This window comes from Nodosilinea sp. AN01ver1, assembly GCF_050565655.1.
Lineage (GTDB): Bacteria > Cyanobacteriota > Cyanobacteriia > Phormidesmidales > Phormidesmidaceae > Nodosilinea.
On sequence record NZ_JBNXVS010000022.1, the window covers coordinates 18,602 to 43,977 of the forward strand.

At 59.2% G+C, this 25,376-nt stretch carries 27 protein-coding genes; 17 read left to right on the forward strand and 10 right to left on the reverse strand.

Annotated features, from left to right (window positions below; genetic code table 11):
* Positions 1–14 precede the first annotated feature (14 nt).
* The 7 genes from ACQ4N7_RS17030 (at position 15) to ACQ4N7_RS17060 (ending at position 8,220) form a co-directional block, all read left to right on the forward strand.
* Positions 15–1,064, forward strand: coding sequence for a Rieske 2Fe-2S domain-containing protein (locus ACQ4N7_RS17030; RefSeq protein WP_430712693.1), 1,050 nt, complete (start codon positions 15–17; stop codon positions 1,062–1,064).
* Positions 1,065–1,142: 78 nt separating this feature from the next.
* Entirely contained in the window at positions 1,143–2,063 is a 921-nt protein-coding gene (locus ACQ4N7_RS17035; protein ID WP_430712694.1) for an alpha/beta fold hydrolase, read from the forward strand.
* Positions 2,064–2,189: 126 nt separating this feature from the next.
* Positions 2,190–3,410 (forward strand): MFS transporter, encoded by a 1,221-nt coding sequence (locus ACQ4N7_RS17040; protein ID WP_430712695.1) that lies wholly within the window; start codon positions 2,190–2,192, stop codon positions 3,408–3,410.
* A 63-nt stretch (positions 3,411–3,473) separates the two neighbouring features.
* Complete coding sequence (locus ACQ4N7_RS17045) at positions 3,474–4,259, forward strand: aspartate/glutamate racemase family protein (RefSeq protein WP_430712696.1); 786 nt, start codon at positions 3,474–3,476, stop codon at positions 4,257–4,259.
* Between the two features lie 10 nt (positions 4,260–4,269).
* Positions 4,270–5,289 (forward strand): substrate-binding periplasmic protein, encoded by a 1,020-nt coding sequence (locus tag ACQ4N7_RS17050; protein WP_430712697.1) that lies wholly within the window; start codon positions 4,270–4,272, stop codon positions 5,287–5,289.
* 25 nt (positions 5,290–5,314) lie between these two features.
* Positions 5,315–6,598: a dicarboxylate/amino acid:cation symporter gene (locus tag ACQ4N7_RS17055; RefSeq protein ID WP_430712698.1), complete on the forward strand. Its 1,284-nt coding sequence runs from the start codon at positions 5,315–5,317 to the stop codon at positions 6,596–6,598.
* Positions 6,599–6,744: 146 nt separating this feature from the next.
* Positions 6,745–8,220, forward strand: coding sequence for a cache domain-containing protein (locus ACQ4N7_RS17060; protein WP_430712699.1), 1,476 nt, complete (start codon positions 6,745–6,747; stop codon positions 8,218–8,220).
* 35 nt (positions 8,221–8,255) lie between these two features.
* Here the strand turns inward: ACQ4N7_RS17060 and ACQ4N7_RS17065 are convergent, their stop codons facing one another.
* From ACQ4N7_RS17065 to ACQ4N7_RS17090, 6 genes are all read right to left on the reverse strand, one after another.
* On the reverse strand, positions 8,256–8,450 hold the full coding sequence (locus ACQ4N7_RS17065; RefSeq protein WP_430712700.1) for a hypothetical protein: 195 nt from the start codon (positions 8,448–8,450) through the stop codon (positions 8,256–8,258).
* An 807-nt stretch (positions 8,451–9,257) separates the two neighbouring features.
* Positions 9,258–9,827: a dihydrofolate reductase family protein gene (locus ACQ4N7_RS17070; protein ID WP_430712701.1), complete on the reverse strand. Its 570-nt coding sequence runs from the start codon at positions 9,825–9,827 to the stop codon at positions 9,258–9,260.
* Between the two features lie 34 nt (positions 9,828–9,861).
* The gene (blaOXA, locus tag ACQ4N7_RS17075) at positions 9,862–10,710 is read right to left on the reverse strand and encodes a class D beta-lactamase (protein ID WP_430712770.1); all 849 of its coding nucleotides are present in this window, start codon (positions 10,708–10,710) and stop codon (positions 9,862–9,864) included.
* A gap of 70 nt (positions 10,711–10,780) precedes the next feature.
* Positions 10,781–11,263, reverse strand: a complete 483-nt coding sequence (locus ACQ4N7_RS17080) for a DUF1772 domain-containing protein (protein ID WP_430712702.1) — start codon at positions 11,261–11,263, stop codon at positions 10,781–10,783.
* Between the two features lie 99 nt (positions 11,264–11,362).
* Positions 11,363–12,019, reverse strand: coding sequence for an FMN-dependent NADH-azoreductase (locus tag ACQ4N7_RS17085; protein ID WP_430712703.1), 657 nt, complete (start codon positions 12,017–12,019; stop codon positions 11,363–11,365).
* Between the two features lie 100 nt (positions 12,020–12,119).
* Complete coding sequence (locus ACQ4N7_RS17090; protein ID WP_430712704.1) at positions 12,120–12,677, reverse strand: Uma2 family endonuclease; 558 nt, start codon at positions 12,675–12,677, stop codon at positions 12,120–12,122.
* Between the two features lie 133 nt (positions 12,678–12,810).
* On the opposite strand from ACQ4N7_RS17090, the gene ACQ4N7_RS17095 reads away from it, so the two are divergent.
* The 6 genes from ACQ4N7_RS17095 (at position 12,811) to rarD (ending at position 18,238) form a co-directional block, all read left to right on the forward strand.
* The gene (locus ACQ4N7_RS17095) at positions 12,811–13,674 is read left to right on the forward strand and encodes a helix-turn-helix domain-containing protein (RefSeq protein WP_430712705.1); all 864 of its coding nucleotides are present in this window, start codon (positions 12,811–12,813) and stop codon (positions 13,672–13,674) included.
* Positions 13,671–13,736, forward strand: coding sequence for a hypothetical protein (locus ACQ4N7_RS17100; RefSeq protein WP_430712771.1), 66 nt, complete (start codon positions 13,671–13,673; stop codon positions 13,734–13,736). The genes ACQ4N7_RS17095 and ACQ4N7_RS17100 overlap by 4 nt, the downstream gene beginning before the upstream one ends.
* Positions 13,737–13,748: 12 nt before the next feature.
* Positions 13,749–14,063, forward strand: coding sequence for a glutaredoxin family protein (locus tag ACQ4N7_RS17105; protein WP_430712706.1), 315 nt, complete (start codon positions 13,749–13,751; stop codon positions 14,061–14,063).
* 32 nt (positions 14,064–14,095) lie between these two features.
* A complete protein-coding gene (locus tag ACQ4N7_RS17110; RefSeq protein WP_430712707.1) occupies positions 14,096–15,604 on the forward strand; it encodes a UDP-N-acetylmuramoyl-L-alanyl-D-glutamate--2,6-diaminopimelate ligase in 1,509 nt (502 codons plus the stop codon).
* Between the two features lie 144 nt (positions 15,605–15,748).
* Positions 15,749–17,272: an ATP-binding protein gene (locus tag ACQ4N7_RS17115; protein ID WP_430712708.1), complete on the forward strand. Its 1,524-nt coding sequence runs from the start codon at positions 15,749–15,751 to the stop codon at positions 17,270–17,272.
* Positions 17,273–17,296: 24 nt separating this feature from the next.
* Positions 17,297–18,238, forward strand: coding sequence for an EamA family transporter RarD (gene rarD, locus ACQ4N7_RS17120; RefSeq protein ID WP_430712709.1), 942 nt, complete (start codon positions 17,297–17,299; stop codon positions 18,236–18,238).
* 82 nt (positions 18,239–18,320) lie between these two features.
* Here the strand turns inward: rarD and ACQ4N7_RS17125 are convergent, their stop codons facing one another.
* Positions 18,321–19,226: an ABC transporter permease gene (locus tag ACQ4N7_RS17125; RefSeq protein ID WP_430712710.1), complete on the reverse strand. Its 906-nt coding sequence runs from the start codon at positions 19,224–19,226 to the stop codon at positions 18,321–18,323.
* Between the two features lie 155 nt (positions 19,227–19,381).
* Between ACQ4N7_RS17125 and ACQ4N7_RS17130 the strand changes: the two genes are divergently transcribed.
* Positions 19,382–19,966, forward strand: coding sequence for a hypothetical protein (locus ACQ4N7_RS17130; protein ID WP_430712711.1), 585 nt, complete (start codon positions 19,382–19,384; stop codon positions 19,964–19,966).
* Between the two features lie 55 nt (positions 19,967–20,021).
* Here the strand turns inward: ACQ4N7_RS17130 and ACQ4N7_RS17135 are convergent, their stop codons facing one another.
* A complete protein-coding gene (locus tag ACQ4N7_RS17135) occupies positions 20,022–20,411 on the reverse strand; it encodes a hypothetical protein (RefSeq protein WP_017299034.1) in 390 nt (129 codons plus the stop codon).
* Positions 20,412–20,554: 143 nt separating this feature from the next.
* Here ACQ4N7_RS17135 and queA point away from each other — a divergent pair, with 143 nt between their 5' ends.
* The gene (gene queA / locus ACQ4N7_RS17140) at positions 20,555–21,646 is read left to right on the forward strand and encodes a tRNA preQ1(34) S-adenosylmethionine ribosyltransferase-isomerase QueA (protein WP_430712712.1); all 1,092 of its coding nucleotides are present in this window, start codon (positions 20,555–20,557) and stop codon (positions 21,644–21,646) included.
* Positions 21,647–21,813: 167 nt separating this feature from the next.
* On the opposite strand, the gene ACQ4N7_RS17145 is transcribed toward queA, so the two are convergent.
* A complete protein-coding gene (locus ACQ4N7_RS17145; protein WP_430712713.1) occupies positions 21,814–22,950 on the reverse strand; it encodes a pentapeptide repeat-containing protein in 1,137 nt (378 codons plus the stop codon).
* A gap of 251 nt (positions 22,951–23,201) precedes the next feature.
* On the opposite strand from ACQ4N7_RS17145, the gene ACQ4N7_RS17150 reads away from it, so the two are divergent.
* Positions 23,202–24,134: an NAD-dependent epimerase/dehydratase family protein gene (locus ACQ4N7_RS17150; protein ID WP_430712714.1), complete on the forward strand. Its 933-nt coding sequence runs from the start codon at positions 23,202–23,204 to the stop codon at positions 24,132–24,134.
* Positions 24,135–24,665: 531 nt separating this feature from the next.
* Here ACQ4N7_RS17150 and ACQ4N7_RS17155 read toward each other — a convergent pair.
* Positions 24,666–24,794: a hypothetical protein gene (locus ACQ4N7_RS17155; protein ID WP_430712715.1), complete on the reverse strand. Its 129-nt coding sequence runs from the start codon at positions 24,792–24,794 to the stop codon at positions 24,666–24,668.
* Positions 24,795–25,099: 305 nt separating this feature from the next.
* Here ACQ4N7_RS17155 and ACQ4N7_RS17160 point away from each other — a divergent pair, with 305 nt between their 5' ends.
* On the forward strand, positions 25,100–25,363 hold the full coding sequence (locus tag ACQ4N7_RS17160) for a hypothetical protein (RefSeq protein WP_430712716.1): 264 nt from the start codon (positions 25,100–25,102) through the stop codon (positions 25,361–25,363).
* Positions 25,364–25,376 lie beyond the last annotated feature (13 nt).

The window sequence follows — 25,376 nt, forward strand, 5'->3', positions numbered from 1 at the left end:
GGAAGCACACCGCCATGCTCGAAAACTTTTGGTACGCCGTGGAACTTAGCCACGAAGTCGGCACGAAGCCCACGCCCCTGAGGCTGCTGGGCCACGACTACGTGCTCTACCGCGATTCTCAAGGAACGGTGATTGCTCTCGATAACCAGTGCGCCCACCGGGGGGCCAGCCTGGCCCTGGGCTGGGTGGAAGACAACTGCCTGCGCTGCCCCTACCACGGCTGGAGCTACAAAGCCGATGGCCAGTGCAGCCACATTCCTGCCGATGCTGCCGGTACGCCTATTCCTAAGCGGGCGCGGGTGCAGTCGTACCCAGTGCAAGAGAAGTACGGCCTGGTTTGGATGTTCGTTGGCAGTCTAGATCTCCCTGCCGATCGCCGTCCGCCAATCCCAGATTTTCCTCAGTTTGAAGCCCCCGTGCGGCCCGCCACCTACAGCCGCCACGAGTTCGCGGCTCACTTCACCCGCACGATGGAGAATGCCATCGACACTTCCCACGCGCTATTTATGCACAAGGGCGCGATCGGGGCCAGTAACGCTCCCCAAAACACTGAAATCGACGACTACGAGGTGACGGTGGGCGAGTACGAGCTGACAGCCAGCCTGCCGATCAAAGTCAACCGCCTCAACGGCGTAATGCGGTTTGTACTGCAACAGGACGACCCCGAAGCCCACAAGAGCTACCGCTTTGCCCTGCCCAACGTCACCTACTCGGCGGTGCAGTTTGGCCGCTACAAAATCGAGAGCATCATGGTCCACATTCCAGTGGATGACAGCACCACCGTGGTCAAGTCGGTGAATATTCGCAATTTCCTCAACCAGGTGCCGGGGCTGGGCTACTGGCTGGATGGCAACACAGCCCAGGTGGGCAACAAAATCATGCAGGAAGACGATGTGGTAGTTAAAACCCAAGTGCCCCAGATTGCGCCTTATCAGGATATGCGCCAGGAGCTTTTGGTGGCCAGCGATGCCACGCTAATTGCCTACCGCAAGCTGCTGAAGCAGTACGCCGGACCATCGGTACTGCCGGAGGCGGTGCTGCCCGTGGAGCAAACCGCAGGTTAAGTCCATTGAAGCTGGTGGGTACTGCCCACTCTACGGTCAGCCGGTGACCCATCACAACAAACTATGGAGCGCCCAACGATGTCCATTGCTGAGTTTCCTCTCCAAAACCAAACCTGGATGTGGCGGGGCCAGCCGATCAACTACCAGCAAGCGGGCAGTACTGGGCCTGCCCTGGTGCTGATTCATGGGTTTGGGGCCAGCGTCGGTCACTGGCGCAAAAACATTCCGGCGCTGGCTGAGAGCCACCGAGTGTTTGCCCTGGATCTGCTGGGCTTTGGCAAATCGGCCAAGCCTGCCCCCGGAGAGCCACTGCCTTACGACTTTGATACCTGGGGGGCTCAGGTTGCTGAATTTGTACAACAGGTCGTCGGCGAACCTGCCTTTTTAGTGGGTAATTCCATCGGTGGCGTGGTGGCGCTACAGGCGGCAGTCATGAACTCTGAGCAAAGCCAGGGAGTTGTTTTGTTGGATTGTGCGCTGCGGCAAATCAGCGATCGCAAACTTCACACCCAACCCCCCATGCGTCGCCTGGGTCGTCCAGTGCTCAAAAAAGTCCTCCAAAACCGCGCCCTGGTGCATTGGCTATTTCACCAAATTGCTCGGCCAGAGAGAATCCGCGCCGTCCTCCGCACCGCCTACGGCAACCCCGAAGCTGTCACTGACGAACTGATCGAGCTGCTGCTAGAACCCGCCCGCGAACCCGGTGCCGCAGACGTCTTCTGGGCCTTTATTAACAACTTTGACGGGCCGCTGCCCGAGGACTTGCTGCCGCAGCTTACCTGCCCAGCCCTTATTCTCTGGGGCACCGCCGACCCCTGGGAACCGATCGCCCTGGGGCGCGAACTGGCTAACTTTTCCGCTGTAGAAGCTTTCATTCCCCTCGAAGGCGCAGGCCACTGCCCCCAGGACGAAATTCCCGACGTGGTGAATGGCCATCTGCAAACCTGGGTGGCTCGTCATTCGATAGCGGCGCTCGTTAGTCCATCGACTTGCAGTTGAGAATCGTGGGTCTGGAGATCGGTAGGTAGCCAGATCTTGAGGCTAAGGCACTGACCCACGCTACGTAATTTGCGCCTCCTTCACCCATCTACTCTCTCACCCATCCACCCACTTACCAACCCACCCATGGCCGTAACGCCCGTCAACGCCAAAACCCTATCGACTCCCCGGCTGGTGTTTATTTTTGTCACTATTCTGTTTGACAAACTGGGAGAAAGCCTGATTTTCCCAATTTTGCCGTTTTTGGTCGAGCGGTTCAGGTCTGACGCCTTTACCCTGGGCATGCTGGTGTCGAGCTATGCGATCGCGCAATTTATCGCCATCCCGGTCATTGGTGCCCTGTCTGACCGCTACGGTCGTCGCCCGGTGATGCTGGTGTGCGTACTGGGTACGGCCATCTCCTACTTTATCTTTGGTTTCGCCACCACGCTGTGGATGCTGTTTTTCTCCCGCATTCTCGATGGGGCAACGGGGGGAGTCGCGGCGACGGCTCAAGCCTACATCGCCGATATCTCTGCGCCTGAAGACCGAGCCAAAAACTTTGGCATTACCGGAGCGGCCTTTGGCCTGGGCTTTACCCTGGGGCCAGCCTTGGGAGGTGCTTTAGCCAGTATTAGCCTCAATTTGCCGGTGTTTGTGGCGGGCAGCATTGCGCTGCTGAACTTTGGGCTAGGCTATTTTGTGCTGGCCGAGTCGCTGGATAAAGAGCATCGCCGCCCCCTGGCCCTGCGCGACCTCAATCCCATCGGCCAGCTCAGCGACATTTTGCGCGACGGCCGCATTCAGGGGCTGCTGATTTCCTTCTTTATCTTCAACTTTGCCTTTGCGGGCTTTAGCAGCGTCTTCGTGCTGTTTTTGAACACCCGCTACGGCTGGGGGCCAAGCCAGGCGGCCATGGTGTTCTTTTTCATCGGCATTGTCTCAACCATTGTGCAGGGCGGCCTAATTCGCCAGCTGCTGCCCCGCTTTGGTGAAGCAAAACTGGCTGTGGCAGGGCTGGTGCTGGTGGTGCTGGCCTTTGGTGGAGTGGTGCTAATTCCGGCGGGTAGCCCGGTGCTGATTCCGGCCTTATACACTACACAGGCCATGCTGGCGCTGGGCGTGGGCTTGGTGATTCCCTCGCTGCGGGGGCTAATTTCGATTCGCGTGTCGGCCCAGGAGCAGGGCAAAACCCTGGGCGGCAACCAGGCGTTGCAAAGCGTGGCCTCTATTTTAGGGCCGCTGTGGGCAGGCTGGATTTTCGATCGCTCGGGCATGCTTTCCCCGTTCTGGATGGGGGCTCTGGTCATGATCATGGCCGTCGGTTTCGCTCTGACTAATCTGCCCCGTCGCCAGTTGTCTGTATAAATCTCGACAGCTCTCGTTCGCCTGGGTGCCGCCACCGCAACGCAAAATCCCGTCAGGAGCCATATGTCTTTGCGATCGCGTCAGGATCCACAAGTCGCTATCCCCGGCATTCTGGGCGGCCTTGGCCCAATGGCCCACGTGCAGTTTGAGCAGCGGCTAATTCAAGGCAGTGCCGAACGGGGGGCACAGGGCGACCAAGACCACCCGGTATGGTTGTTGGTGAACGGCACCAACATCCCCAATCGCACTGAGAGCTTGCAGGGCACTGGGCCAGACTGCGTGCCTGGGCTGGTGCGCTACGCTCAGCTGCTGGAGCGCGCTGGGGCCAACTTTTTAGTTGTCACCTGCAACACCGCCCACGGCGTTTATGACCAGGTGCAGACCCAGCTCGATATTCCCTGGATTCACCTGATGGCCTGTACGAGTGACCACATTCGCCAGGTTTATCCGGCGGTGCAGCGGGTGGGGGTGCTGGCTACTGATGGCACAGTGCAGTGTGGGCTTTACAGTCGCAGTTTGAGCCAGGTAGGAATAACGCCTGTGGGTTTTGCGCTCAATTCTCCCTGGCAAGATTTGGTTATGCAGTCGATCTACCACTCCGATTGGGGAATAAAAACCACAGGGACTCAGGTATCTACCAAAGCATTGACGGTATTAGAGCAGGCGACCAGCTGGCTCAAGACCCAGGGGGCCGAAGTGGTAATTGCAGGCTGTACAGAACTGTCTGTGGCCTTTGCCCAAATGCCAGCACTGCCGCTGCCCTGGGTGGATCCACTACAGGTGGTGGCTGACATCACCCTGGATCTGGCCTGGGGCCACCGTTCCCTGCCGCTCTGGCAAGCTGCCTAGGAGAAAGAATGTGCCAAAAACCAATGATTTAGAACCTTCTGTTGGGAAAGGGGTAGGAACAAGCGGTGCGATAGCCCTGCGGATTCGGGTGCTACTGCTGGGGCTGACCCTCTTTTTGGTGCTCACCCTGGGGTTTAGCGGTGGGGCACAGGCGGCTGCTAAAGGAACTGTCGTAGCGCCTTCTGCGATCGCGGCTAGCCGAACCGCCTCTACCGGATCTACAGTGACGCGATCGCCCTCCTCAGCCTCAACTCCGGCGATATCGGCTATGCCGCCAGATGTGCAGCGCATCTTGAACAAAGGCAGGCTAACGGTGGCCGTGCTGGGGCAGGATAACGCCCCCTTCTTCATGAATGCGCAAGGGCAACTGAGCGGATTAGACATTCAGCTGGCACAAGCTTTGGCCGATCAATTGGGCGTCAGTTTAGACATCACTCGCTCGGCTCAGACCTTTGATCAGGTGGTCGATGCGGTCTACGGACAGAAGGCCGACCTGGCGATTTCAAAGATTAGCCGCACGCTCAAGCGGGCGCAGCGGGTGCGGTTTTCGCGGCCCTACCTGCGCATGCGCCAGGGGCTGTTGGTCAACCGTTTGCAAATGGCTGAGCAGGCCCAGGGGCGATCGATGGTCGAAACCATCCGCGATCTGCGGGGTCAGGTCGGCGTGATTAAGGGGTCATCTTACGTCGGCTTTTTGAAGCAAAAGTTTCCCCAGGCCAGCATCGTGGAGTATCCCACCTGGGAGGAGATTGTGGAGGCCGTGGTGCGGGGTGACATTCTGGCCGCTTATCGCGATGAACTGGAAATTAAGAAGGTGGTGCGTACCCGACCTGATGTGGCTCTGCAACTGCAAACCATTGCCCTTACTGACACTCAAGATTCGCTGGCGGTGGTGCTGCCCTGGAGCAGTGGCCACCTGTTGGCCTTTGTCGACCAGTACTTAGACACCCTCACCGCTCAGTACACCGTGGATACGGTGCTCGATGAATACGCCGACTATTGGGCTACCCAGCGCCCGCAGCAACCGTAGTTTATAACCATACCTGGCAACCCCCATGGTTACTTCCCTGAAAGCTTATATCCCCCGCCAACCATCAATTGAGTGGCTGCGTAGTCCCTGGGCCATCGTGATCAGCAGCGGGCTGGGGGTATACCTTGGCACGACCCAGCCTCAGGTAGCCGCCTGGATGGCCCCCTTTGGCAACCTTTACCTGGGGCTGCTGAAGATGTGCGTGCTGCCGATTTTGCTGTCGGCCATTACGAACAGCCTGGGGCGGCTGATGCAGAGCCACGATGCGCGGCAGTATGTGCAGCGGATTGCCGTGGTGTTTCCGCTGAGCCTGCTGGTGGTGAGCGCGATCGCTGTGGCCGTGGCCGCCCTCGCTGGCCCAGGTCGCGACCTGAGCATAGAAACCCTGCAAACCCTCGGCGTATTGGTCAATCAGTCTGGTGTCGATCTCGAGATGTCCCTCAGCGGCCCGATTCCCGAAGCAGCTACTGGCGGCGTGACCACTCTGGTAGACAGCATGGTGCCCGACAATATTTTTGCCGCCCTCAGCGAAGGGCAAACCCTGAAGGTGCTGCTGTTTGCGATGATTTTTGGGGTATCGCTGGGGCTGGTCAAAGCGCCCTCTACAGCGGCGCTGTTTGATACGCTCGATAGCCTTTATCAGGCGTTCAACAAGGTGATTCACGGGCTGACGTACCTGCTGCCCTTTGGGCTGTGCAGCCTGCTGGCCTACCAGCTCTCCCAGGTAGGCATCGAGGTACTGCTGTCGATGGTGGATTTTGTGGCGGTGGCGATCGCCACCTTTGCCCTCATCTACCTGATCAGTACTCTGATTATCTGGCGGCGATCGGGTCAAAGCCTGTGGTCTACCCTACTAGCACTCAAAGATCCCACCATTCTGTCCCTCGCTACCTCCAGCAGCCTGGCCTGCCTACCTGCCGCCATCACCAGCCTGAGCGAAAATCTCAAATTTGATCCCCAAACGACCAACCTGGTCACGCCGTTGGCCATTACTCTCTGCCGCTTCGGATCCGTCATTTACTTTGCCCTGGCCACGTTATTTGTGGTGCAGCTCTATCAGCGTGATTTGGGACTGGCTGGACTGGGCATAGTAATCATGGGCTCGATTCTGGCGGGTATGGCCACCTCTGGCGTGACCGGCATTCTCACCCTGACCATGCTGGGCCTGGTGCTCGACCCGCTCAAGCTGCCCCTAGAAGCGGTGCTGGTGCTCTTTATCGCCATCGATCCTTTGATGGATCCCTTTCGTACCCTGGGCATTGTGCACACCGGCATGGCAGCGACAGCACTGGTAGCCAATCGGAAGTAACCGGGGGATGTAGACGCGCAGCGGCTTCCCGCAGAGTAGAGATGAATTCAAAGGGCAAAATTCAAAGGGCAAATTTTTGAATTCTCAATTTTGAATTTTGCACTTGGCACTCCCCCGACCTCACCCACTCACCTACCTCACCCACCATGCCCCTCCCCTTTCGCCTTCCCAAACCTCCCGGCCTCAAGGCCACGCTGGTTGCAGCTATGCTGCTAACGGTGGGCACTACGGCGGCGATTGTCTATGTGCCCTGGTCGCTGGTGTCTAAGCGCAATATCGACACCATTGTGGATCAGGTGAATCAGGAGATTACGTTGGGCACCTCCCAGGAGGTGGAAAAGCTGTTTAACAATGCAGAATCGGCGCAGTCGCTCTTAAACAGCAGCCTGGGCCAGAATCTGATTGACTTGACCAGCGCTCAAGATCGGGAGCTGTTTTTGCTCAGCGTGCTGCGGGCCAACCCCAACTTTACCTGGGTGCAGTATGGGGACGCCGAGGGCGATTTTTTTGGGGCTCAGCGCACCGCCGATGGGCGGCTTCACTTTCACCTGCGCGATTGGGATGGGGAGAGCAAAAGCACGACGGCTACGGTCAACACCTATGCGATCGCGGCGAGCGGCTTAGAGCGGGTCAACACTGAGACTTACAAGATGGATCCGCCTTTCTTTGCGCCGGAGCGGCCCTGGTATCGCAACGCCCTGGAGTCTCCAGAAAAGCGGGCCTGGACCGTGTACGTTTACCGCTCGACTCAGACGCCAGGGCTGGATGCTACGACAGCGCTGATTAACCCGGCAGGAGAAATCTGGGGCGTGATTGGGGTTGGCATAGAGCTGACCCAGCTTTCGGAGTACTTGCAGCAGCTTCAAAACAACCACAGCGGTGAGGCATTTATTATTAACGCTCGGCAGGAGCTGATTGCCTCGACTGATGTAGCCGAAGTGATGCCGCCCCAGGGGCAAGACTCGGCAGACCCTCGTCTACAGCAGCTTGAGACCGTAGAAAATCCTCTGCTGCGTATTGCCAGCAAAACTCTGCAAGAGCAGGGCATAGACCTGGAGGGTTTGACGGACCTGCGGCGCTTTGCCTTTAAGGATCCGGTGACTGGAGAACGCTATTTGATTTCGTTTACCCGACTGGAACAGCTCGACTGGGTGGTGGGCACGGTGATTCCTGAGGCTAGCTACCTGGTAGAAGTGAACCGCAACAAGCGAATGCTGCTGGGCGTAATCGCTATTTTTACCGGGCTGACGGCTGGGGTGGCCGTGCTGATGGCCGATCGCCTGATCGCTCGGCCTGTGCTCGGTATTGCTCGCACGGCGGCAGCGATCGAGGCCGAAAAGTTTGAGCTGGGGCAGCTGGGGGCGATCGCCCGCCGCACCGACGAAATTGGCCAGCTGGCTCGCGTATTTGACCGGATGGCCCAGCAGGTCTACAGCCGCGAGCAAAAGCTGAAACAGCAGGTGCGTGACCTGCGAATTGAAATTGATGAAGCCAAGCGCCAGAAGCAGGTCAAAGAAATTGTCGAAACCGATTTCTTTCAGGATCTGACGGCCAAGGCTCAGGTGTTGCGCAACCGCAACAGCGCGGCTAAACCTGCTGTTGTGGAACCCAAGAGAGCCTGACAGCCGCGATTGACCGCCAGACTCTAGGGGCTGATTCAGAGCATGAACCGTCGTTCACAGAGGTGGTCCTCTCTGGCTTTTTGGTACACCTTGTGGGCCTCTGCCCGGTGATGTCGAGCCAGCGAGTCTTGCTCCAAAGGTGCTGACGACTCGAGTGTGGATGACTGGGGCGTTGGCGTTGGTGGGTCGGGTTGGTTGGGGCGTTTGGCAACGCGGAGGTAGAGCAGCATGGTTTTTCTCGGAACGGTATTTAGCACTGTGCAGGTTGAGTAGCCCGCCGCGATCGCCTTGCCGGCTGCAAAGTTTTCAGGGCAAAGTCAGCCTGTCAAACCCAGAGGTGACAGACCGATGAGGACAGCGGCAAACCTGGTACCGGCTCTCAGCAGTTCCAGCAGAGTTGCTGTGGAAGCGCTGCGGAGCACGGCCCTCGGTATACTACAACGTAATACATTCGATTCCGGATTGGCGAGGTAAGTTTTTGCGCCGTAGTCTTCATCAAACTGGCGCGAGTCTGTTCAGGCGCGTTGATTAAAGTGAAATTTGCGCTAAAAATAGCCATTCCTTGAGCGAAGTCGTTGGTGTTCGCGGAGCGAGTGCTGGGCACTCAGCCGCCACAAAGGGTCTAGGGAACGGGCTGTGGGTGTTTTTATCGTTTGGGGTGCCCGCGCTAGTGCTATGGATGTTGCTCTCACCAGTTCTGCAAAGGTGACCTGCCTATTTAAGGTTTACGAGTTTGTAGTATGTTCGCTCGCTTGAACAGCTTTACACGAGCGCTCGTCGCCCCCCTGTGTCCACGGCGAGCGGTCGTGTTACGAGCCTCAGTCAGAGCCCATGATGCCCCAGCCGCCCCAGGTCAGCTGAGTATGCATGATCTTGCTGCTCAAGTTGAGGCTTAAGAATTTAGCGGGCTGCTCTAGGGATCGTAGGTGCCAAAGTTCCACGGGTGACCACATCGCCTACCTGTTGAGGCGGTGGCTGGAGCTTGCCAAAGCTGTCGTTGTGGGCAGACCCCAGCATGATCATGCCGTTGCCCAAGCTCAGTGCGGCAGGGGCGATCGCGGTGGCAAAACGCTGTAGCGTAGCTCCGCAAAATTCTCACCGTAGGTTCTCGCCGCCAGCAGCTTGAGGGGTGGGTCGATGCGGCGGGGAAACAGGGGCGCACCACTGCCCAGCGTAACCGAAGCAATCTGCACCACCATTTCATCGAGCAGCCCGGCGTCGTAGAACTGGCCCGCCAGGTCGCCGCCACCCACTACCCAGAGATTTTTGTCGCCGGCGGCGATCGCCATCTCCTGATGGATGGGCCGCACATCGCCGCTGACAAAGCGCACGTCGGCCCCGGCAATGGTGGGCAGCTGGCGCGAGGTAAATACCCAGGCGGGCACCCGGTAGGGCCAGGGCTGAGGATGGTCTGCCCCGTCCCCAAAATCGTGGTCGTGGATCCACTGGTAGGTGGTCGAGCCCATGGCGATCGCCCCGACCCCCGCCAAAAAGTCGTCAAACGTGTTGGGTTCTAGCTCGCCAAACTGAAACAGCCAGTCGAGGGAGTTGTGGGGGTCGGCAATAAAGCCATCCAGGCTGGTCGCTGTGTAAAAGATGGTGGCCATAGGAGGCTGCTGGCGGGTGAGGTTTGAATTGAGATTACAACAGGTTTAGGTCGCGCAGGCAGCGGCGGGTGAGTTCTAGGCGGGCGGGGCCATCGCTGTCCTGGCGCATGTCCACATTGGTGGCAAACAGGTAGACGTTGTCGCCCTGCTCCAAGTAGCCGACGTACCAGCCGATTTGGGGCTGGTCGGGCTCCCCCAGGCCAGCCCAGCCGGTCTTGGCACGCAGGGTATAGTCGGGAGTGCGCTCGACAATCATGATGTCTTTGACCGTCGCGATCGCCGCCTCAGAAAACGGCAGGTCGTTCTGGTACAGGCGCTGCAAGAACTCAATCTGCTGCTGGGGCGTAATCCGCAGGTCGCCCTCCAGCCAAAAGCTGTCGATAGCAGCGGGGCTGCCGATCGTTTGGTTGCCGTAGCCCGCGGCGCTGACCCACTGCTGCATGCGATCGTGGCCGATGCGTCGGGCCAGTACCTGATAGAACCAGACGGCAGAAAGACTAAACGCCGTGCGCATGTTTTGATCGCGGTTCCAGGCGGGCACCATGCGCTCGATACCGTCCCAGGTCAAGATAGCCAGGTCGTTGGGGATAACGCCCGTTTCGAGCGCAATCAGCGAGTTGAGAATTTTGAACGTGGAGGCGGGCAGAAAGGGCTGAAGGTTGCGATCGCGGTTGTGCTGGTAGGTCACGTTCTGGTTCAAGTCATGGATGATGATTGCCCCCTCCATCCCAAGATCCTGGAAGTGCTGGGCAAAGCGTTCCTCCACAGAGGGTTGCCCAGGAACTGACTGCTGAGCAACCCGGGGGACGATGGCCAAAGACTGGCCCCAAGGGGCGATCGCTACAATCTCAGACGCAGCCAGAGCAGACGCAGCGGGGAGCATGACGACGCTGCTCGCAACCAGCCCCTGAAACCACCACCAACAAGCACGATCCATACGGTTTACCTAGAGTTTAAAGGGATAGGGTCAGCAAGGCCGCGGCACCCAGGGATGCCAACATCCGCACATGGTTCCAGAGCGTCCAAGTATTAAGGTAGCTGGCCCATAGGGTTGTGCCCTCTGTGCTGTTTGGTTCTACCACAGCCAGAGCGTCATTGAGCGGCACATTGAAGGCGATCGTCACTACAATAGTGCCTACTAGGTACAGCAGGCTGCCGATCAGCACGTAACCGGCACCGGGCTGATTGCCTTTGGCCAAGACGGCGATCACCAGGGCTAGACAGGCCAGGCCCGAGCCGAACAGCACTCCCATAAACCAGGGGTTGATCACGGTAACGTTGATGGCCTGCATGGTGGCAATGCCCTGGGCGGGCGGTTGCTGACCGAGGGCCTGCATGACAAAGGTAGAGAAGGCGAAAAAGACTCCGGCCACCAGCCCACAGCCGAGGGCGGTGCAGAGCTGAAGGGTAAATAACCCAGCATTAGTCGAGGGCATAGCGGCTCCTAAGGTTGGCTCCTAAAGGTGGGGAAGGTGCGATGGCGATGAAGGCTGGGCCTTTGACCACCGCACCCGCTGGTTGAGACAACATTCGCGTCAGGCGGCAACCAGTTGCGCCACCTGGGCCTGGGCTGCGGCAATGGATGCAGCCAAACTTTCGCTGCTGTGCTCGTCGTTTTCGACATGCACAAAGGTGATATCGGTAATGCCAATAAACCCGAACGCCACCCGCAGGTAGGGGTCTTGGTGGTTCATGTGGCCGTAGCGCTCGCCGGGGCCAAAGCCTGAGCTACCGCGCGCCGTAATCACAAACATTTTTTTACCCTGGAGCAGCGGTTTGTAGGGGTCTTCGGCATCCTCGGGGTCGATCGCAAAGGTGCGGCCCACGCGAACTATTTGATCGATGTAGGCTTTGAGGGTGCTGGGCACGCTGAAGTTGTACATGGGGCAGCCCACGACCACAATGTCGGCGGCGATCAGTTCGTCGATGAGTTGGTCACTCACCCGGATTGCCTCCTGAAGCTCCGGCGATCGCTGCTCAGCGGGAGTGTAGGCGGCCACAATCCAGGGTTCATCCACGTGGGGCACGGGCTGGCGACCGACATCGCGGTAGGTGACGGTGTCGGCGGGGTGAGCCTGCTGCCAGGCGGCGACAAACTCGCGGGTGAGGCGGCGAGAGTGGGAGCGAGAGTGCTTCGCACTGGCTTCGCCAACGCCCCTCGGGCTAGAGTCGATGTGCAGAAGGTGTGCCATAGGGCCTCCAGGTCAGGACTCGCTTAGCCTAAAAAAACCTTGCTAACCGGGCGCTATTTAATTCTTAGGGCGCTGTCAAATTCTTGCGGCGAGCTGGCGGCTAGTCCAGCAGGCGGCGTACGGATACTGGCACGTTGGGAAATGCGATCGGCGCAATGTTGCCTTCTCGGAGCTTGGTTTGCGATTGATACAACCCATTGGCCGGGTCATGCATGACTACAAGTTCCATGCGCTGCAGGTTGATCACCCAGTATTCGGAAATGCCTGCCGCAGCGTAGGCATTTGCCTTGGGCTCTAAATCTTTTTGCAGGCTCGTGTCCGAAAACTCTATCAGCCAAAAGACGTTCTCAGGATAGGGGTGATGCTGCAAATACTCCCTGCCCAGGGGTTGCACGATCGCCAGGTCAGGTTCTGGCTCAGACTGGGTAGCGGGAATGGTAATGGGATGGCTTTCACGGATTTGCGCCTGCTCACCAAGCAGGGTTCTGAGGTAGTCTCCAACAGTGCTGGCGTAGTAGGCGTGGGGTTCTCCTTCGGGGGACATTTCGATGATTTCTCCGTTCAAAAGCTCTACTCGGCGATCGCTAAGAATGCCCGCCGCAATCATCTGGTGGTAGTCCTCAAGAGTCCATTTTGCAATTGCAACGTGGGGAGTCATCGCGTTTGTCCAGCTGCCGCCAAGGAGAGAATTTGCCTATTGCTCCATTCTGACAGCCATTCTGCCGGATAGACTTGAGGTAGCTGGGCAAACGGGTCTGGCGTCACCTATCTCCACAACGGAGAACATAGCCATGGATGCAGCCAAAACCAGGCGTGTTAAGGGTCTCCAAAACGGCCTGAGCGTGGAAAACGCTGAGTTTACCTGCCTACCCACGCGCTCAAGCCAGGAACTGGGTTGGGAGTACATTCAGGTAGAGCAGTTTCAGCATCCGCCGGGGGAGTGCAGCAGCCCCTTAAGCGAAGATCACACGATTTGCCTATCGCTGGCGACCCGTCCGGTGCGATTTTTGCAGATCAAAGACGGCAAAACCCACAGCAGCCTCTACGGCAAAGGCGATATCTCCATTACGCCAGCCCAGACGCCGTTTTTTGCCCGCTGGCAGGACGACGATCACTACGTTGAACTGCGGCTCAACTCGGGCTTTATGGCCAACGTCGCGCAAGAATCTCTCGGGCTCAACCCCGATCGCATTGAGTTAATTCCCGAGTTTCGCCTGCGGGACGGGCGGCTAGAGGCGATCGCCCTGATGCTGCTCGACGAACTCAACCAGGCCAACCCCGGCGGCCAGCTCTATGTCGAGTCGTTGACTAACCTGCTGGCGGTACACCTGCTGCGGCAGTACGCGGTAGACAGGCCGAAGGCGGGGCCAACAGCGGTAGATTTTGTCGGCGGGCTGCGCGATCGCCAGCTTTTGCCCGTACTCAGCTACATCCATGAGGCGATTGACCAAGACCTGAGGCTGGCGGATTTGGCGGCGATCGCGGGTCTCAGCCCCTTCCATTTCAGCCATCAGTTCAAGCAGGCGATGGGGGTTGCTCCCTACCAGTACGTGCTGCGGCAGCGCATTGAGCGGGCCAAACAGTTGTTGAAACAAACCAACCACTCTATTGTGGAAATCGCCCTGCTGTGCGGGTTTAACAGCCATAGCACCTGAGCAAACAGTTTCGCCAGGCCACCGGCACCACCCCCAGCGCCTACCGTGCTTCTGTATCGTGACTGCCCCTAGTCGTGACCGCCCTTCCCGTGACTGACCCCGTGACCCAATTTGTGCTCTACAGCAAGCCCGGCTGCCACCTGTGCGAAGGGCTAGAAGAAAAACTCGCTGCGGCCCGCCACCTGCCCTTTGAGCTAGAGGTGCGCGACATCACCACCCGCGACGACTGGTTTCAGCGCTACCAATACGAAATTCCAGTGCTGTGCTGCGTGCAGTCCACCGAGGCTGGAACCCAAGAAATTCCGCTGCCGCGCCTGTCGCCCCGGGCACCCCAGGCCAAGGTGGAGCAATTGATACAGACTTATTTGGGGCAGAGTAAGGCAGAATAGGTCACACTTCAATGATGTGAGGAGTTGCTGACATGAAGCTGCGCCAACTGCTTGAGGGCCTGCCTGCGGGGCTGATCGAGGCCGGGTTTACCCTGCCTGAGGAAATGGGCGACCCTGACATCAAAGGCCTCTGCACCAATTCCCACGCCTGCCAGCCAGGGGATGTGTTTGTTGGCATGCCCGGCACGCGGGTCGATGGCGGCGAATTTTGGCCCAGCGCGGTGGAGTCTGGGGCGGCGGCGGCGCTGGTGTCAGCCCAGGCTTTAAAGGCTCGCCCCGCCGAAGGGAATGCCTGCGTAGTGCCCATGACCGATATGTCAGTGGCCTGTGCGGAGGTGGCGGCGCGGTTTTATAACTACCCAGCCCGGCAGATGGGGCTGGTGGGGGTGACAGGCACCAACGGCAAAACCACCACCACCCACCTGGTTGAACATCTGCTGAATGCTTCGGCTCAGCCCACGGCGCTGTTGGGAACGCTCTATACCCGCTGGCCGGGGCACCAGCAAACTGCTCTCTACACCACCCCCTTCGCGGTAGAACTTCAGGCCGAACTGGCCAAAGCGCGGGATGCAGGCTGTCGCTACGCCGTGCTGGAGGTCAGCTCCCACGCCCTGGCCCAGAAGCGGGTGTGGGGCTGCCCCTTTGAGGTGGCGGTGTTCACTAACCTGACCCAGGACCATCTCGACTACCACCGCGATATGGAAGACTACTTCCAGGCCAAGGCGCTGCTGTTTAGCGGGGGCTACCTGGCCGGGCGAGCGGTGGTGAATATCGATACGCCCTACGGCGATCGCCTCGTCGCCCAGCTTCCCGCTGAGCGGGTGTGGACCTACAGCACTCAAAATCCCAATGCTGATCTCTACACGGGCGACCTTACCTACCAGGCTAATGGCGTTATCGGCACCCTCAAGACCCCTATGGGCACCGTGCCCTTTAGCTCGCCGCTGGTGGGGCAGTTCAACCTCGAGAATTTGCTGGCGGCGGTGGGGGCTGCACTGCACCTGGGCGTTGCTCTAGACACAATTGCCGCCGCTCTGCCCAGCTTTGGCGGCGTGCCGGGGCGCATGGAGCAGGTAAAGGTGTCTGAAGCCCAGGACATCAGCGTGATTGTCGACTACGCCCACACGCCCGACAGCTTGAAAAGCTCACTGACCGCCGCGCGGCCCTTTGTGCCGGGGCGGCTGATCTGCGTGTTTGGCTGCGGCGGCGATCGCGATCGCACCAAGCGCCCTCAAATGGGCCGCATCGCCTACGAACTGGCCGATACCGTGGTCGTCACCTCCGACAACCCCCGCACCGAGGATCCGGAGCAGATTTTGCGGGATGTCGTGGCAGGCATTCCGGCAGAGTTGGGGAGTGATCAGGTGGTGGGCGATCGCGCTACGGCTATTCAGTCCGCGATCGCGATGGCTCAACCCGGCGACGGCATTTTGATTGCGGGCAAAGGCCACGAAGACTATCAAATTTTGGGTACCGAGAAAATACACTTTGACGACCGCGAGCAGGCCCGTCATTTCCTTGGAAAACGGTATATGGGATAACTTTTTTGCCCAGAAATGGCGGCGGTATGTGAATACACGCAACATTCTCGCCGTCATTCCAGGTGGTTAAAGATACCCTAATAGGTGCCACTGCTGATCCATACCTGGCTCAGTTCTGGTTCGGCCCCGGCCCGTTGGAGCACCATGCAGTCTTACCAAGAGCAAGAGGTGTCGCTACACCGGCTGCTTCAGCTGAGTGCAGCAACCCCAGACTACGTACAGGTCAAACCAAGAGGGTTTAGGGCAATTCTGCAGTCGACCGTAGAATTTCTCGAAGCCTACGACATTCAGGCGAACCTGCTGGTAAAGCTGCCCGTAGGCGAGGCCTGGAATGAGGATGTGTCGCGCTACAGCCAGGGGCTGGCGTCGCCCCACCGCGTATATCGGTTTGTGCGGCTCGACTCATCGCCGCCGCCGTCTGGCGCTGAAGACGTAATTTTACCCCTCAGTGCAGACCATACCTGGCGGGGCGACTATTTTGTGGTGGTGCAGTCTGAGACCTTTGCAGCCATGGTTGTGGCCCATCGCCTGCAGCCGCTGTCGGCTACGGCCCTAAGCGAAAGTAAACGACCGACTCCTGAGGCGCAACAGCCTCCCGAAGCTGACGATGACGACGAGGGCTCTCCCTCGCTGGAAGAGGCCAGTGCGGCTCGCTCATCGTACCTGTCGGTGTGCTGCTCGGTGAACCCCGATTTGGTTGCCACCGTGGTCAGCGCCATCTGTCATCAGGTGAACCAGGGCGCTGCTGCCGATGTCGGCACCGACCTGGTGGCGCTGACGCAGCAGTGGGCTCAAATCAGGGCGGCTCAAACCCTCACCCCGGCCTACTTAACTCTGGTCGATCGCTGGCTGAACTGGCAACTCACCCGGCAGGAGCATCTGCGCCAGTCGGCCTCAACCTATCGCCGCCAGGCCCTGGGCATGTCGAGCCTATCCACCCAAAATGAGGTGCTGCTCAATACCCTGCGCCTCAAGGATGACTTTCTCAACACCGTTGGTCAAGAGCTGCGCACTCCTCTGACCACTATCAAAACGGCGCTCACCCTGCTCGATTCGCCCCACCTCAAGCCCCCCCAGCGGCAGCGCTACAAGGAGATGATCAGCCACGAGTGCGATCGCCAGAGTGCGCTCATCAGCGGCGTTCTCAACCTGCTGCAAATGGAAACCAGCGTGGGTCAAACCCAGCTCGACCCGCTGAATCTGGCGGAAGCCGTGCCCCCGGTGGTAAGTACCTATCAACCCCTAGCCGCTGAAAAAGGCATCATACTGGCCTACACCATTCCCCGGCATGTGCCTGCGGTAGTCTGCCCCAGCAGCTGGCTGCGGCAGATTATGATTCACCTGCTCAACAACAGTCTCAAATACACGCTCAGCGGTGGTCGGGTGTGGGTGACGGCCCGCAGCACCTCAAACTATGCCGAAATCGAGGTGCGCGATACCGGCATCGGCATTTCGGCGAGCGATCTACCCCGCATTTTTGACCACTTTTATCGGGGTCGCAACCTGCCGCCCGACGAAACCGAGGGGGCTGGGCTGGGGCTGACGATTGTGCAACAGCTGCTGCTCTACTGCGGGGGTACTGTGGTAGCTCGCAGCCAGCCCAACGAAGGCACCACGATCGCGGTGCGGCTGCCGCTGCACCACGGGGAGCGGCGATCGCTAGAATAGGGACTTTGCAAGGTAACTATTGCTTTGACGTTACCCAAATCGGCTGCTTCAGGCGGCTCCTCTGAGGCTAATCTTGGCTCGATCTACGCGCTGCTGGCCTACAGCACCTGGGGGCTGCTGCCCATCTATTGGAAATTTTTTGGGGCAACCTCTGCTCTGGAGGTGCTGAGCCACCGCATGATCTGGTCGGCGGTGTTTTTGGTGGGCATTTTGGTGGTGCAGCGGCGGTTGCCCGACTTGCTGGCGCTGCTGCGAGGGTCAAAGCCCAACCCTGAGGGGGCATCGCTTCACCCGGTGCTCGTGCTGCTGCTGACGGCCAGTTTGCTGAGCTTTAACTGGGGCTTGTATATCTACGGGGTAAACAGCGATCGCGTGGTTGAAGCCAGTCTGGGCTACTACATCAACCCGCTGGTCACCGTGCTGTTGGGCTTTGTGTTTCTCAAAGAGCGCCTGCACCGGGGGCAGCAGGTGGCCGTAGCCCTGGCGGTGGTGGGGGTGGGCTACTTCGTTTGGCAACTGGGTACCGTACCGTGGATTGCGCTGGCGCTGGCGGTTTCTTTTGCGTTTTATGGCCTGCTGCGTAAGGTGGTGGCGGTGGCCCCCCTGGTGGGTTTGGCGGTCGAAACGCTGCTGATAACGCCGATTACGCTGCTGTTTGTGGGCTGGTTGGGGGTGACAGGGCAGGGTCACTTTGGCCAGAGCTGGCCGCTGACGCTGCTGTTTGTTGGAGCCGGGGTAACCACCTCAATGCCCCTGCTCTGGTTTAACAACGCGGCGAAACGGCTCAAGCTGGCTACCCTGGGCTTTTTTCAGTACCTGGCTCCCTCGCTGTCGCTGCTGCTGGGGGTGTTTGTGTACGGCGAGCCGTTTACCTCGGTGCATGTCGTTACCTTTGGCTGCATTTGGGCGGCGCTGCTGCTCTACTCGGTAACGGCGTTTAGATTGAGGGGAAGTGGGGGTGGGTAGGTGGGTTTCGGTGCTTTAGGCTGGCTGGCTTATAAGTAAGCCAGCCCTGCTGGTAGAGCAATTCAACCGCCCTACTTGATTGCTAGCGCCAGTTTTCGCGGCGCTGGAGGGGGTTCATGAGTTCGTTCAGCCCTTCGCCTACCAGCGATAGCCCCGTCACCATCAGCGTCAGCGCCAGGCCGGGAAACAGCGCCGTCCACCAGATGCCCGTAGGCAGCGCGTCGAGGGCCTGGCGAATGTCGGCCCCCCACTCGGGCACCTGCTCGGGCAAGCCGAGGCCCAGAAAGCCCAGCCCTCCCAGCACCAAAATGGCGTCGGCGGCGTTGAGAGTAAACAGCACCGGCACGCTCTGAATCACGTTGAGAAACAGGTATCGGGTCAGCACCGTCCAGGGATCGGCCCCCATGGCCTGGGCTGCCTCCACAAACAGCTCGGTCTTGACGCTGACGGTGTGGTTGCGCACCACCCGGTAGTACTGGGGAATGTAGGCAATACTGAGGGCGATCGCCGCATTCACCACCCCCCGACCCACCACAAACGCCAGCGTGACCGAGAGCAGCAGCCCCGGCAGGGTGTAGATCGTGTCCATAAAAAACAGCAGGGCGCGATCGAGCCAGCCGCCCAGGTAGCCGCTGACCATGCCCAGGGGTACCCCGATCGCCACGCTCAGCAGCGTCGCCAGCAGCACCACCTGCCAGGCGGCGCGGGTGCCAAACAGGGTGCGGGCAAACACGTCGTAGCCCTGGCGCGTGGTGCCAAACCAGTGCTCATCGCTGGGGGGCTGGTGAATGGGGTTTTGCAGCGCCGTGGTGGGGTCGAGCAGCCAGCCCCAGCTCTGCATCAGGGGCGTCAGCAGGGCAATCAGAATAAACGCCAGGGTAATAGCCAGACCCACCCACATCAGCACTACCGATACATTGGCGGCAGACCTGGACCCTGGTTTGCCAGGGGGGTTGCGCAGCAGGGGCGATCGCGGAGTGGTAGCCATAGCAGCGCCGTGAGTGGACAGGCTCTATTATGCCAGAGCCAGGCGCAAAGACCGGGCCAATGGGCGATCGCTCGTCTCTGACGACTGACTGACTCGGGCATAATGGAGGTACCAGACCGCAGCATACTGTTCTGTCGAACTCATACGGAGTCTCCATGACCGTCACCGATAGCGCCCTTACCCTACCCACCCCTGACCTATTAGAGGTCGTTGCTTCGGGGGCGCGAATTGACGGCAAACAGGTCACCGCTGCGCTGCTAAAGGCCGAGCGGCAAACCAAGCAGCAGCGGCAGCAGATTTCGAGTGAGGCGCTGCTCGGCACCTGGCGGCTGCGGTTTACCGCTCCTAAAAAGCCTACCTACAGAGCCGGGCAACCGACTGACAGCGGTTTTTACGTGCCTGGGCTGGCGATCGCAACCCTTAGCTTTAGCCGCGACGATAGCGGCGAGTTAACTATTCAAAACCAGCTTCAGGTTGGCCCTGCCCGGCTGCGGTTTACCGGACCAGCTAAGTTTTTGCCCAAGAAAAACTTGCTGGCCTTCGACTTTGTGCGCCTGCAGGTACTGGTGGGTGGCCTCAGCCTGATTAACCTGCCTCTGCACAGCAAAGCGGCTAAAGCAGGCGATTTTGCCGATGCTTCGGTGGCCAGGCTGCCGTTTTTCTCTTTTTTCGCGGCTCGAAGGGGCTATGTTGCCGCCCGTGGCCGCAGTGGTGGACTGGCTCTGTGGGCAAAAAAATAGGGTAGGTTCCCCTACCCCATGCGAGATACGTCTTTGAGACGACGGTCTGCAAGGCTTAGGCCAGCGTTTCGGGGCAGTAGCCCAGACCCATTACGAACTGACGGCGAAAGGCTTCGATCTCTTCGCGATCGGGCTTGCCGTGGGAGACAATCGCCACCTGATAGCGACGCATGACATCGATGGGCGACTGCCCGGTTTCTAGCCCCCAGAGGGCCATCCGCACGCGAATGCCGGGGTCGTAGGCGATGCCCAGCTCGTTCATGTAGGCGCGAAAATCTTCAGCATCGGGAACGCCGATGTTGTCGTCCATCTTGACGCGAATGACCCATCCATCGATCTGATGAATCACCGTCATAAACTCTAGGGGCAATCTCGGGGTGCCCAGCAGGTGCTCAACCACACGGAGGGTCAAACTGGCATTGGCGAGATAGTAGGTGTATTCCATCGTTGACCTTATAGACAGGTGCTACAGTTCTTATTGTCTGGGACTGGCCCTGAAAGGGTTAGGGTTAAGTCCCCCTACCTGACCTGGGTGTATCCCCCCAACCTGGTTAGGCTATGCACAATCTTTAGACAATGGCCTCAGAGATGTCACCAGAGATCCCCTGCTCCCCTTTTGAATATTCCCTGGCGGCCTATCAATATTCTCTGCCGCCAGACAAAATTGCCCAAACCCCCGTCACCCCCCGCGATGCCTCGCGTCTGCTGGTGGTAGACAGCGCCACTACCCATCGTCACCACCGCTTTCGCGACCTGCCCACTCTGCTGCAGCCAGGCGATCTGCTCGTCCTCAACGATACGCGGGTTATTCCTGCCCGCCTGTTGGGGTACAAGCCCAGCGGTGCTCAGGTAGAAGTGTTTTTGCTCGAAGACCAGGGCGACAACCGATGGCTGGCCCTGGTGCGCCCCGGTCGCCGCCTCAAGCCGGGGGCTACCATACACTTTGGCCCCAACCCCGACCAGCCCGACCTGGTTGCCCAGGTGCTCGATACCGACCCCGACACCAGCGGTCGCCTGCTGAAGTTTGAGCCCCAAAGCGGTGAATTGCTTTTTGCCCTGTTTGAGCGGTTGGGGGAAGTCCCTCTGCCGCCCTACATTACCGATACAGCCGCGTCGCCTGACCAGTACCAAACGGTCTACGCCGAGGCCCCTGGGGCGGTGGCGGCCCCCACGGCGGGGCTGCACTTTACGCCCGAGCTGTTTGAGCGGCTGGAGGAACTGGGGGTGGGGCGATCGCGCATTACCCTCCACGTCGGCGTCGGCACCTTTCGCCCGGTGGAGGCCGAGAACATTCTCGACCACAAAATGCACGGCGAATGGATCGATGTCTCGGCTGAAACCGTCGCGCAGATCAACGCCACCAAAGCCCGAGGCGGTCGCGTGATTGCCGTCGGCACAACGGTGGTGCGAGCCCTGGAGGGCGCGGCCCAGGGCGGCGAACTGCAGCCCTACCAGGGCAAGGTCAACCTATTTATTTACCCTGGTTATCGGTACCGGGTGATTGACGGGTTGATTACCAACTTTCACCTGCCGGGGTCTAGCCTGATGATGCTGGTCAGCGCCCTGATTGGGCGAGAGCGGCTGCTGGCGCTCTACGAAACCGCCATCGAGCAAGACTATCGCTTCTATTCCTTCGGCGATGCCATGCTGATTTTGCCCGAGGCGGTGCAGGGGCGCTAGGGTTGTCAGCGATCGCTCGATTAGCGGCAGGGCCGAGGTCAGTGGAGCGTTAAATCGGGCAGCGGCGCGATCGCCCACCACCTATCTCTAACGGCTTAGGGAAGATCCCGCTAGTCAATGGGGTGCTCGTAGCGAATCCACGCTTAACCAGAAATCTGGGCAGGCGTCTAATCGTGGATCGAGCCGTCGGGCATGATTGCCCCGGTGAGAATGGTGCCGGTGAGCTTAACCATGGTGCGGCCCCCCACCGCTACCTTGGCCCCGCTGAGGTCGGCCCCGCTGAGGTCGGCTCCGCTAAAGTCTGCGCCAATCAGGTCGGCTTCGCGCAGGTTGGCGTGGCTGAGGTCGGCCTGCAGCAGGTTGGCGCGAAACAGCTTGGCCTTGCTGAGGTTAGCCCGGTTGAGGTTGACCTTGTGCAAAAAGGCATCGCTGAGGTCGGCCCCGCTCAGGTTAGCTTCGCTGAGGTTGCGGCCCCCAAAGTCTTTTTCGCGCAGGTTGGCCCCGCTCAGGTCGGTGCCGCTGAGGTCTGGACTTTGGCGCGATCGGTGGGTGCTGGCCGCCCCGTTGCGGGTGTGGGCGTTGTAGCTGTTGTAGGAATCGTCAGCGGGTTTGCGGCTGGCTGAATTGTTGGTTGCCGAACTGCCGCTAGCCGTTTTGCTTTCGGTTGAACTAGCCTGATTTTGGGCGCTGGAACTGCTGGAACTACCGTTGGCGCTGGGGGCTTTGTTGCCTCCTACCCCTGCCGCTGCATCGCGTCGCTGGCGGTAGGTCTGCGACTGGCCAGTGCTGGAGGATGCGGAGCCGCTAGGGCTGGTGCTGTCGCTGCTTTGCCCAGAGCTGCCGTTACCTGACCCGCTGCCGTAGTAGCTACCGCCGTAGGTACTGCGCTGGTAGCGGTAGTAGCGATTGTGGGAGGTCGATCGCTGCTCATCGTCTGGGTCGTCGCTGGCGCTTTGGGAGCGGGCGCTGCCGTAGCCTTTGTTGGTGTAGCCACTGCCGTAGGCCGAGCGGTAGTCGCTGGTGCCGTAGCCTGCCGTGGAGGTCTTGTAGCTGCTGCTGGCGGTGCCGTAGCGGCTGGCCGAGCTAGTGCTGCGGCCATTGCGGTTGTGCGATCGCAGCAAGTCCCGCGCCTGGTTCAACGCCTTAATCTTATCCTGGGCCTTTTGGTACAGCCGCTCGTTATCTTGAGGAATGCGATCGGGGTGCCAGACAAACACCAAATCTTTATAAGCCTGGTTGATTTCCTCCAGGGAGGCACCAGGCTCTAGCTCTAGAATTCGATAGGCGTTGTCCAGCTCACGCATGTAGAGACCATCTCGCGTAGGGTGCTGAGGCCGGTGCTCAACTCATAACATTTTAGGCGGCTTCCCCCCGTAGCGTAAGACCTGGGCGGTTATCTACCGTTTTGCTTAACGCCGTTAAAGACAAATCAAGCTCAAATCCCTTGATTCTTCAAGAGAATGGAGGGGATCGGCGCAGCTTAATATACATACATTAAGTTCAGCGGGTCTCTCAGCCAGTCTTGGGGACCCCTGGTTAACAGGAGGGAGAGGTAATGCGCGTATTGGTCATGGGTGGCACCCGGTTTATTGGGGTGTATCTCACCAAGCTATTGATTGAGCAGGGCCACGAGGTGGTGCTGTTTAACCGGGGCAATCGCCCCGCCCCGGTGGAGGGGGTGCCGACAATTGTGGGCGATCGCACCGACCCCAACAGCCTTAAAACCCAGCTTGCGGGCGAAACCTTTGACGCCATCTTCGACAACAACGGGCGCGAGCTGAGCGATACCCAGCCGCTGATTGAAATTTTCGGCGGCAAGCTCCAGCACTTTGTCTATGTCAGCTCGGCGGGGGTGTACCTCAAGTCTGACCAGATGCCGCACATCGAAGGCGATGCAGTGGATCCTAAAAGCCGCCACAAGGGTAAGTTCGAAACCGAGGCCTACCTGCAAGCCCAGGGGGTACCGTTTACCTCCGTGCGCCCGGTTTACATCTACGGCCCGCAGAACTATAACCCGCTAGAGCAGTGGTTCTTCGACCGGGTGGTGCGCGATCGCCCCATCCCCATTCCTGGCAACGGCATGCACCTGACACAGCTGGGCCATGTGCAAGACCTGGCGGCGGCGATGGCAGCGGTGCTGGGCAACGAAACAGCGATCGGCCAGATCTATAACATCTCTGGCGAGAAGGCGGTCACCTTCGATGGCCTGGCTCGCGCCTGCGCCACAGCGGCGGGGAAAGATCCCGACAGCCTCAAGATTGTGCACTACGACCCGAAGGATTTTGACTTTGGCAAAGCCAAGGCGTTTCCGATGCGGGTGCAGCACTTCTTTACCGCCATCGACAAAGCCCAGGCCGAGCTGGGCTGGGCACCGACTTACGATTTGGTCACCGGGCTAAAGGATTCGTTCCAGAATGATTACCTGGCCGCTGGCCACGACAAGACCGAGGTCGATTTCGCCGTGGATGACATGATTTTGGGCGCTTAGGCGATCGCTGACTGGGCTGGGGCAATCGCACGCTCAACAATGCCCCAGCCCGGTAGGGTGGGCACCGCCCAACACCCACCCCAGCACCTAATAACAACACCTTAGCCAGGGCAAACCTTCTCGCATCGCGCGATCGCCCTGACTACCTACTGGCTTGCAATGCCGGGGCGAGATTAAGAGAAGGCATTTTGCCTGTGGTACTCGGAGAATATTGGGGTGGCAGGGTTTTATAAGACGGAGTTTGGTTGGTGAGGAGCCAGATGTGCTGCTGGGGGCTTTTCGATCGCCCCCAGACCCCGTCGACCAGGGCCGTGCCGCCGCCCTGGACCCAACGGAAGGGTTGGCTTGTTGGTTAGCCCATCGCGCTTCGCATCGGTCGTGGCATGTAGGTGATCGGGGGGCGATCGCTTCTTAACCAAAATTTTGCACTGGCTGAATGCTCAAACACAATGACCTGCGTAGGGTGCATTAGCGGCTCACAAATCGATGCAAAGCCCTTACAGACTCTGCCTTTGGGCCGCAATGCACCGCTTACGACATCGAGCTTTTCTGCAATGCCATATCATCGGCTGGATTTTCGATGTCATTGGCCTGCAATGCGATGACCACCCCTGGCATTGCGATATCCACGGCTCGCATTGCAATATCAACCGATCGCATTAGGATATCCACGCTCTGCAATGCGATGTCAGCCGCCTGATGGCCAGATCCACCGATCGCATTCCTTAACGCCTGTACGGATGCCCCACCGGATAACTTGCTGTACTGTATTCAGTGCGGGGAATGTATCTAAAACGGGCGTAAGGGAAGCTGCAACTCCCCCTACACCCTAAAGCATCCCAGCTTATCCGAGGTAAGTGAGATGCCCTAGGTGCATTCTAGGAGCTAGCGTCTTCGTTTGCCTTTGTTTGGGACAGCGCTAGAGCGTTCCCCGTTTTCCTTCACCCGAAAACGGAGACAACCGCATGACTTTTCAACCCTCGGGGCAGCGCGGCCTGCCCACCTCGTTTGCCCTGCCTACCTATCGGCCCGTTGGTTTTACCGGCCCAGAGGGCCATCGCCTGACGCACATTCTGCTGGGTGACTACGCCTCTGTGGTCGAGGCGATCAACCGGATGGAATTGCTCAGGTACTGCGATCGCGTTGCATGGATTGAGCCCATCCCCACCGGACGCAGCGGCGAATACATCAGCGTGATGACGCGCCGCCTAGTAGCCACAGACGAATAGCTTGCACCACCAA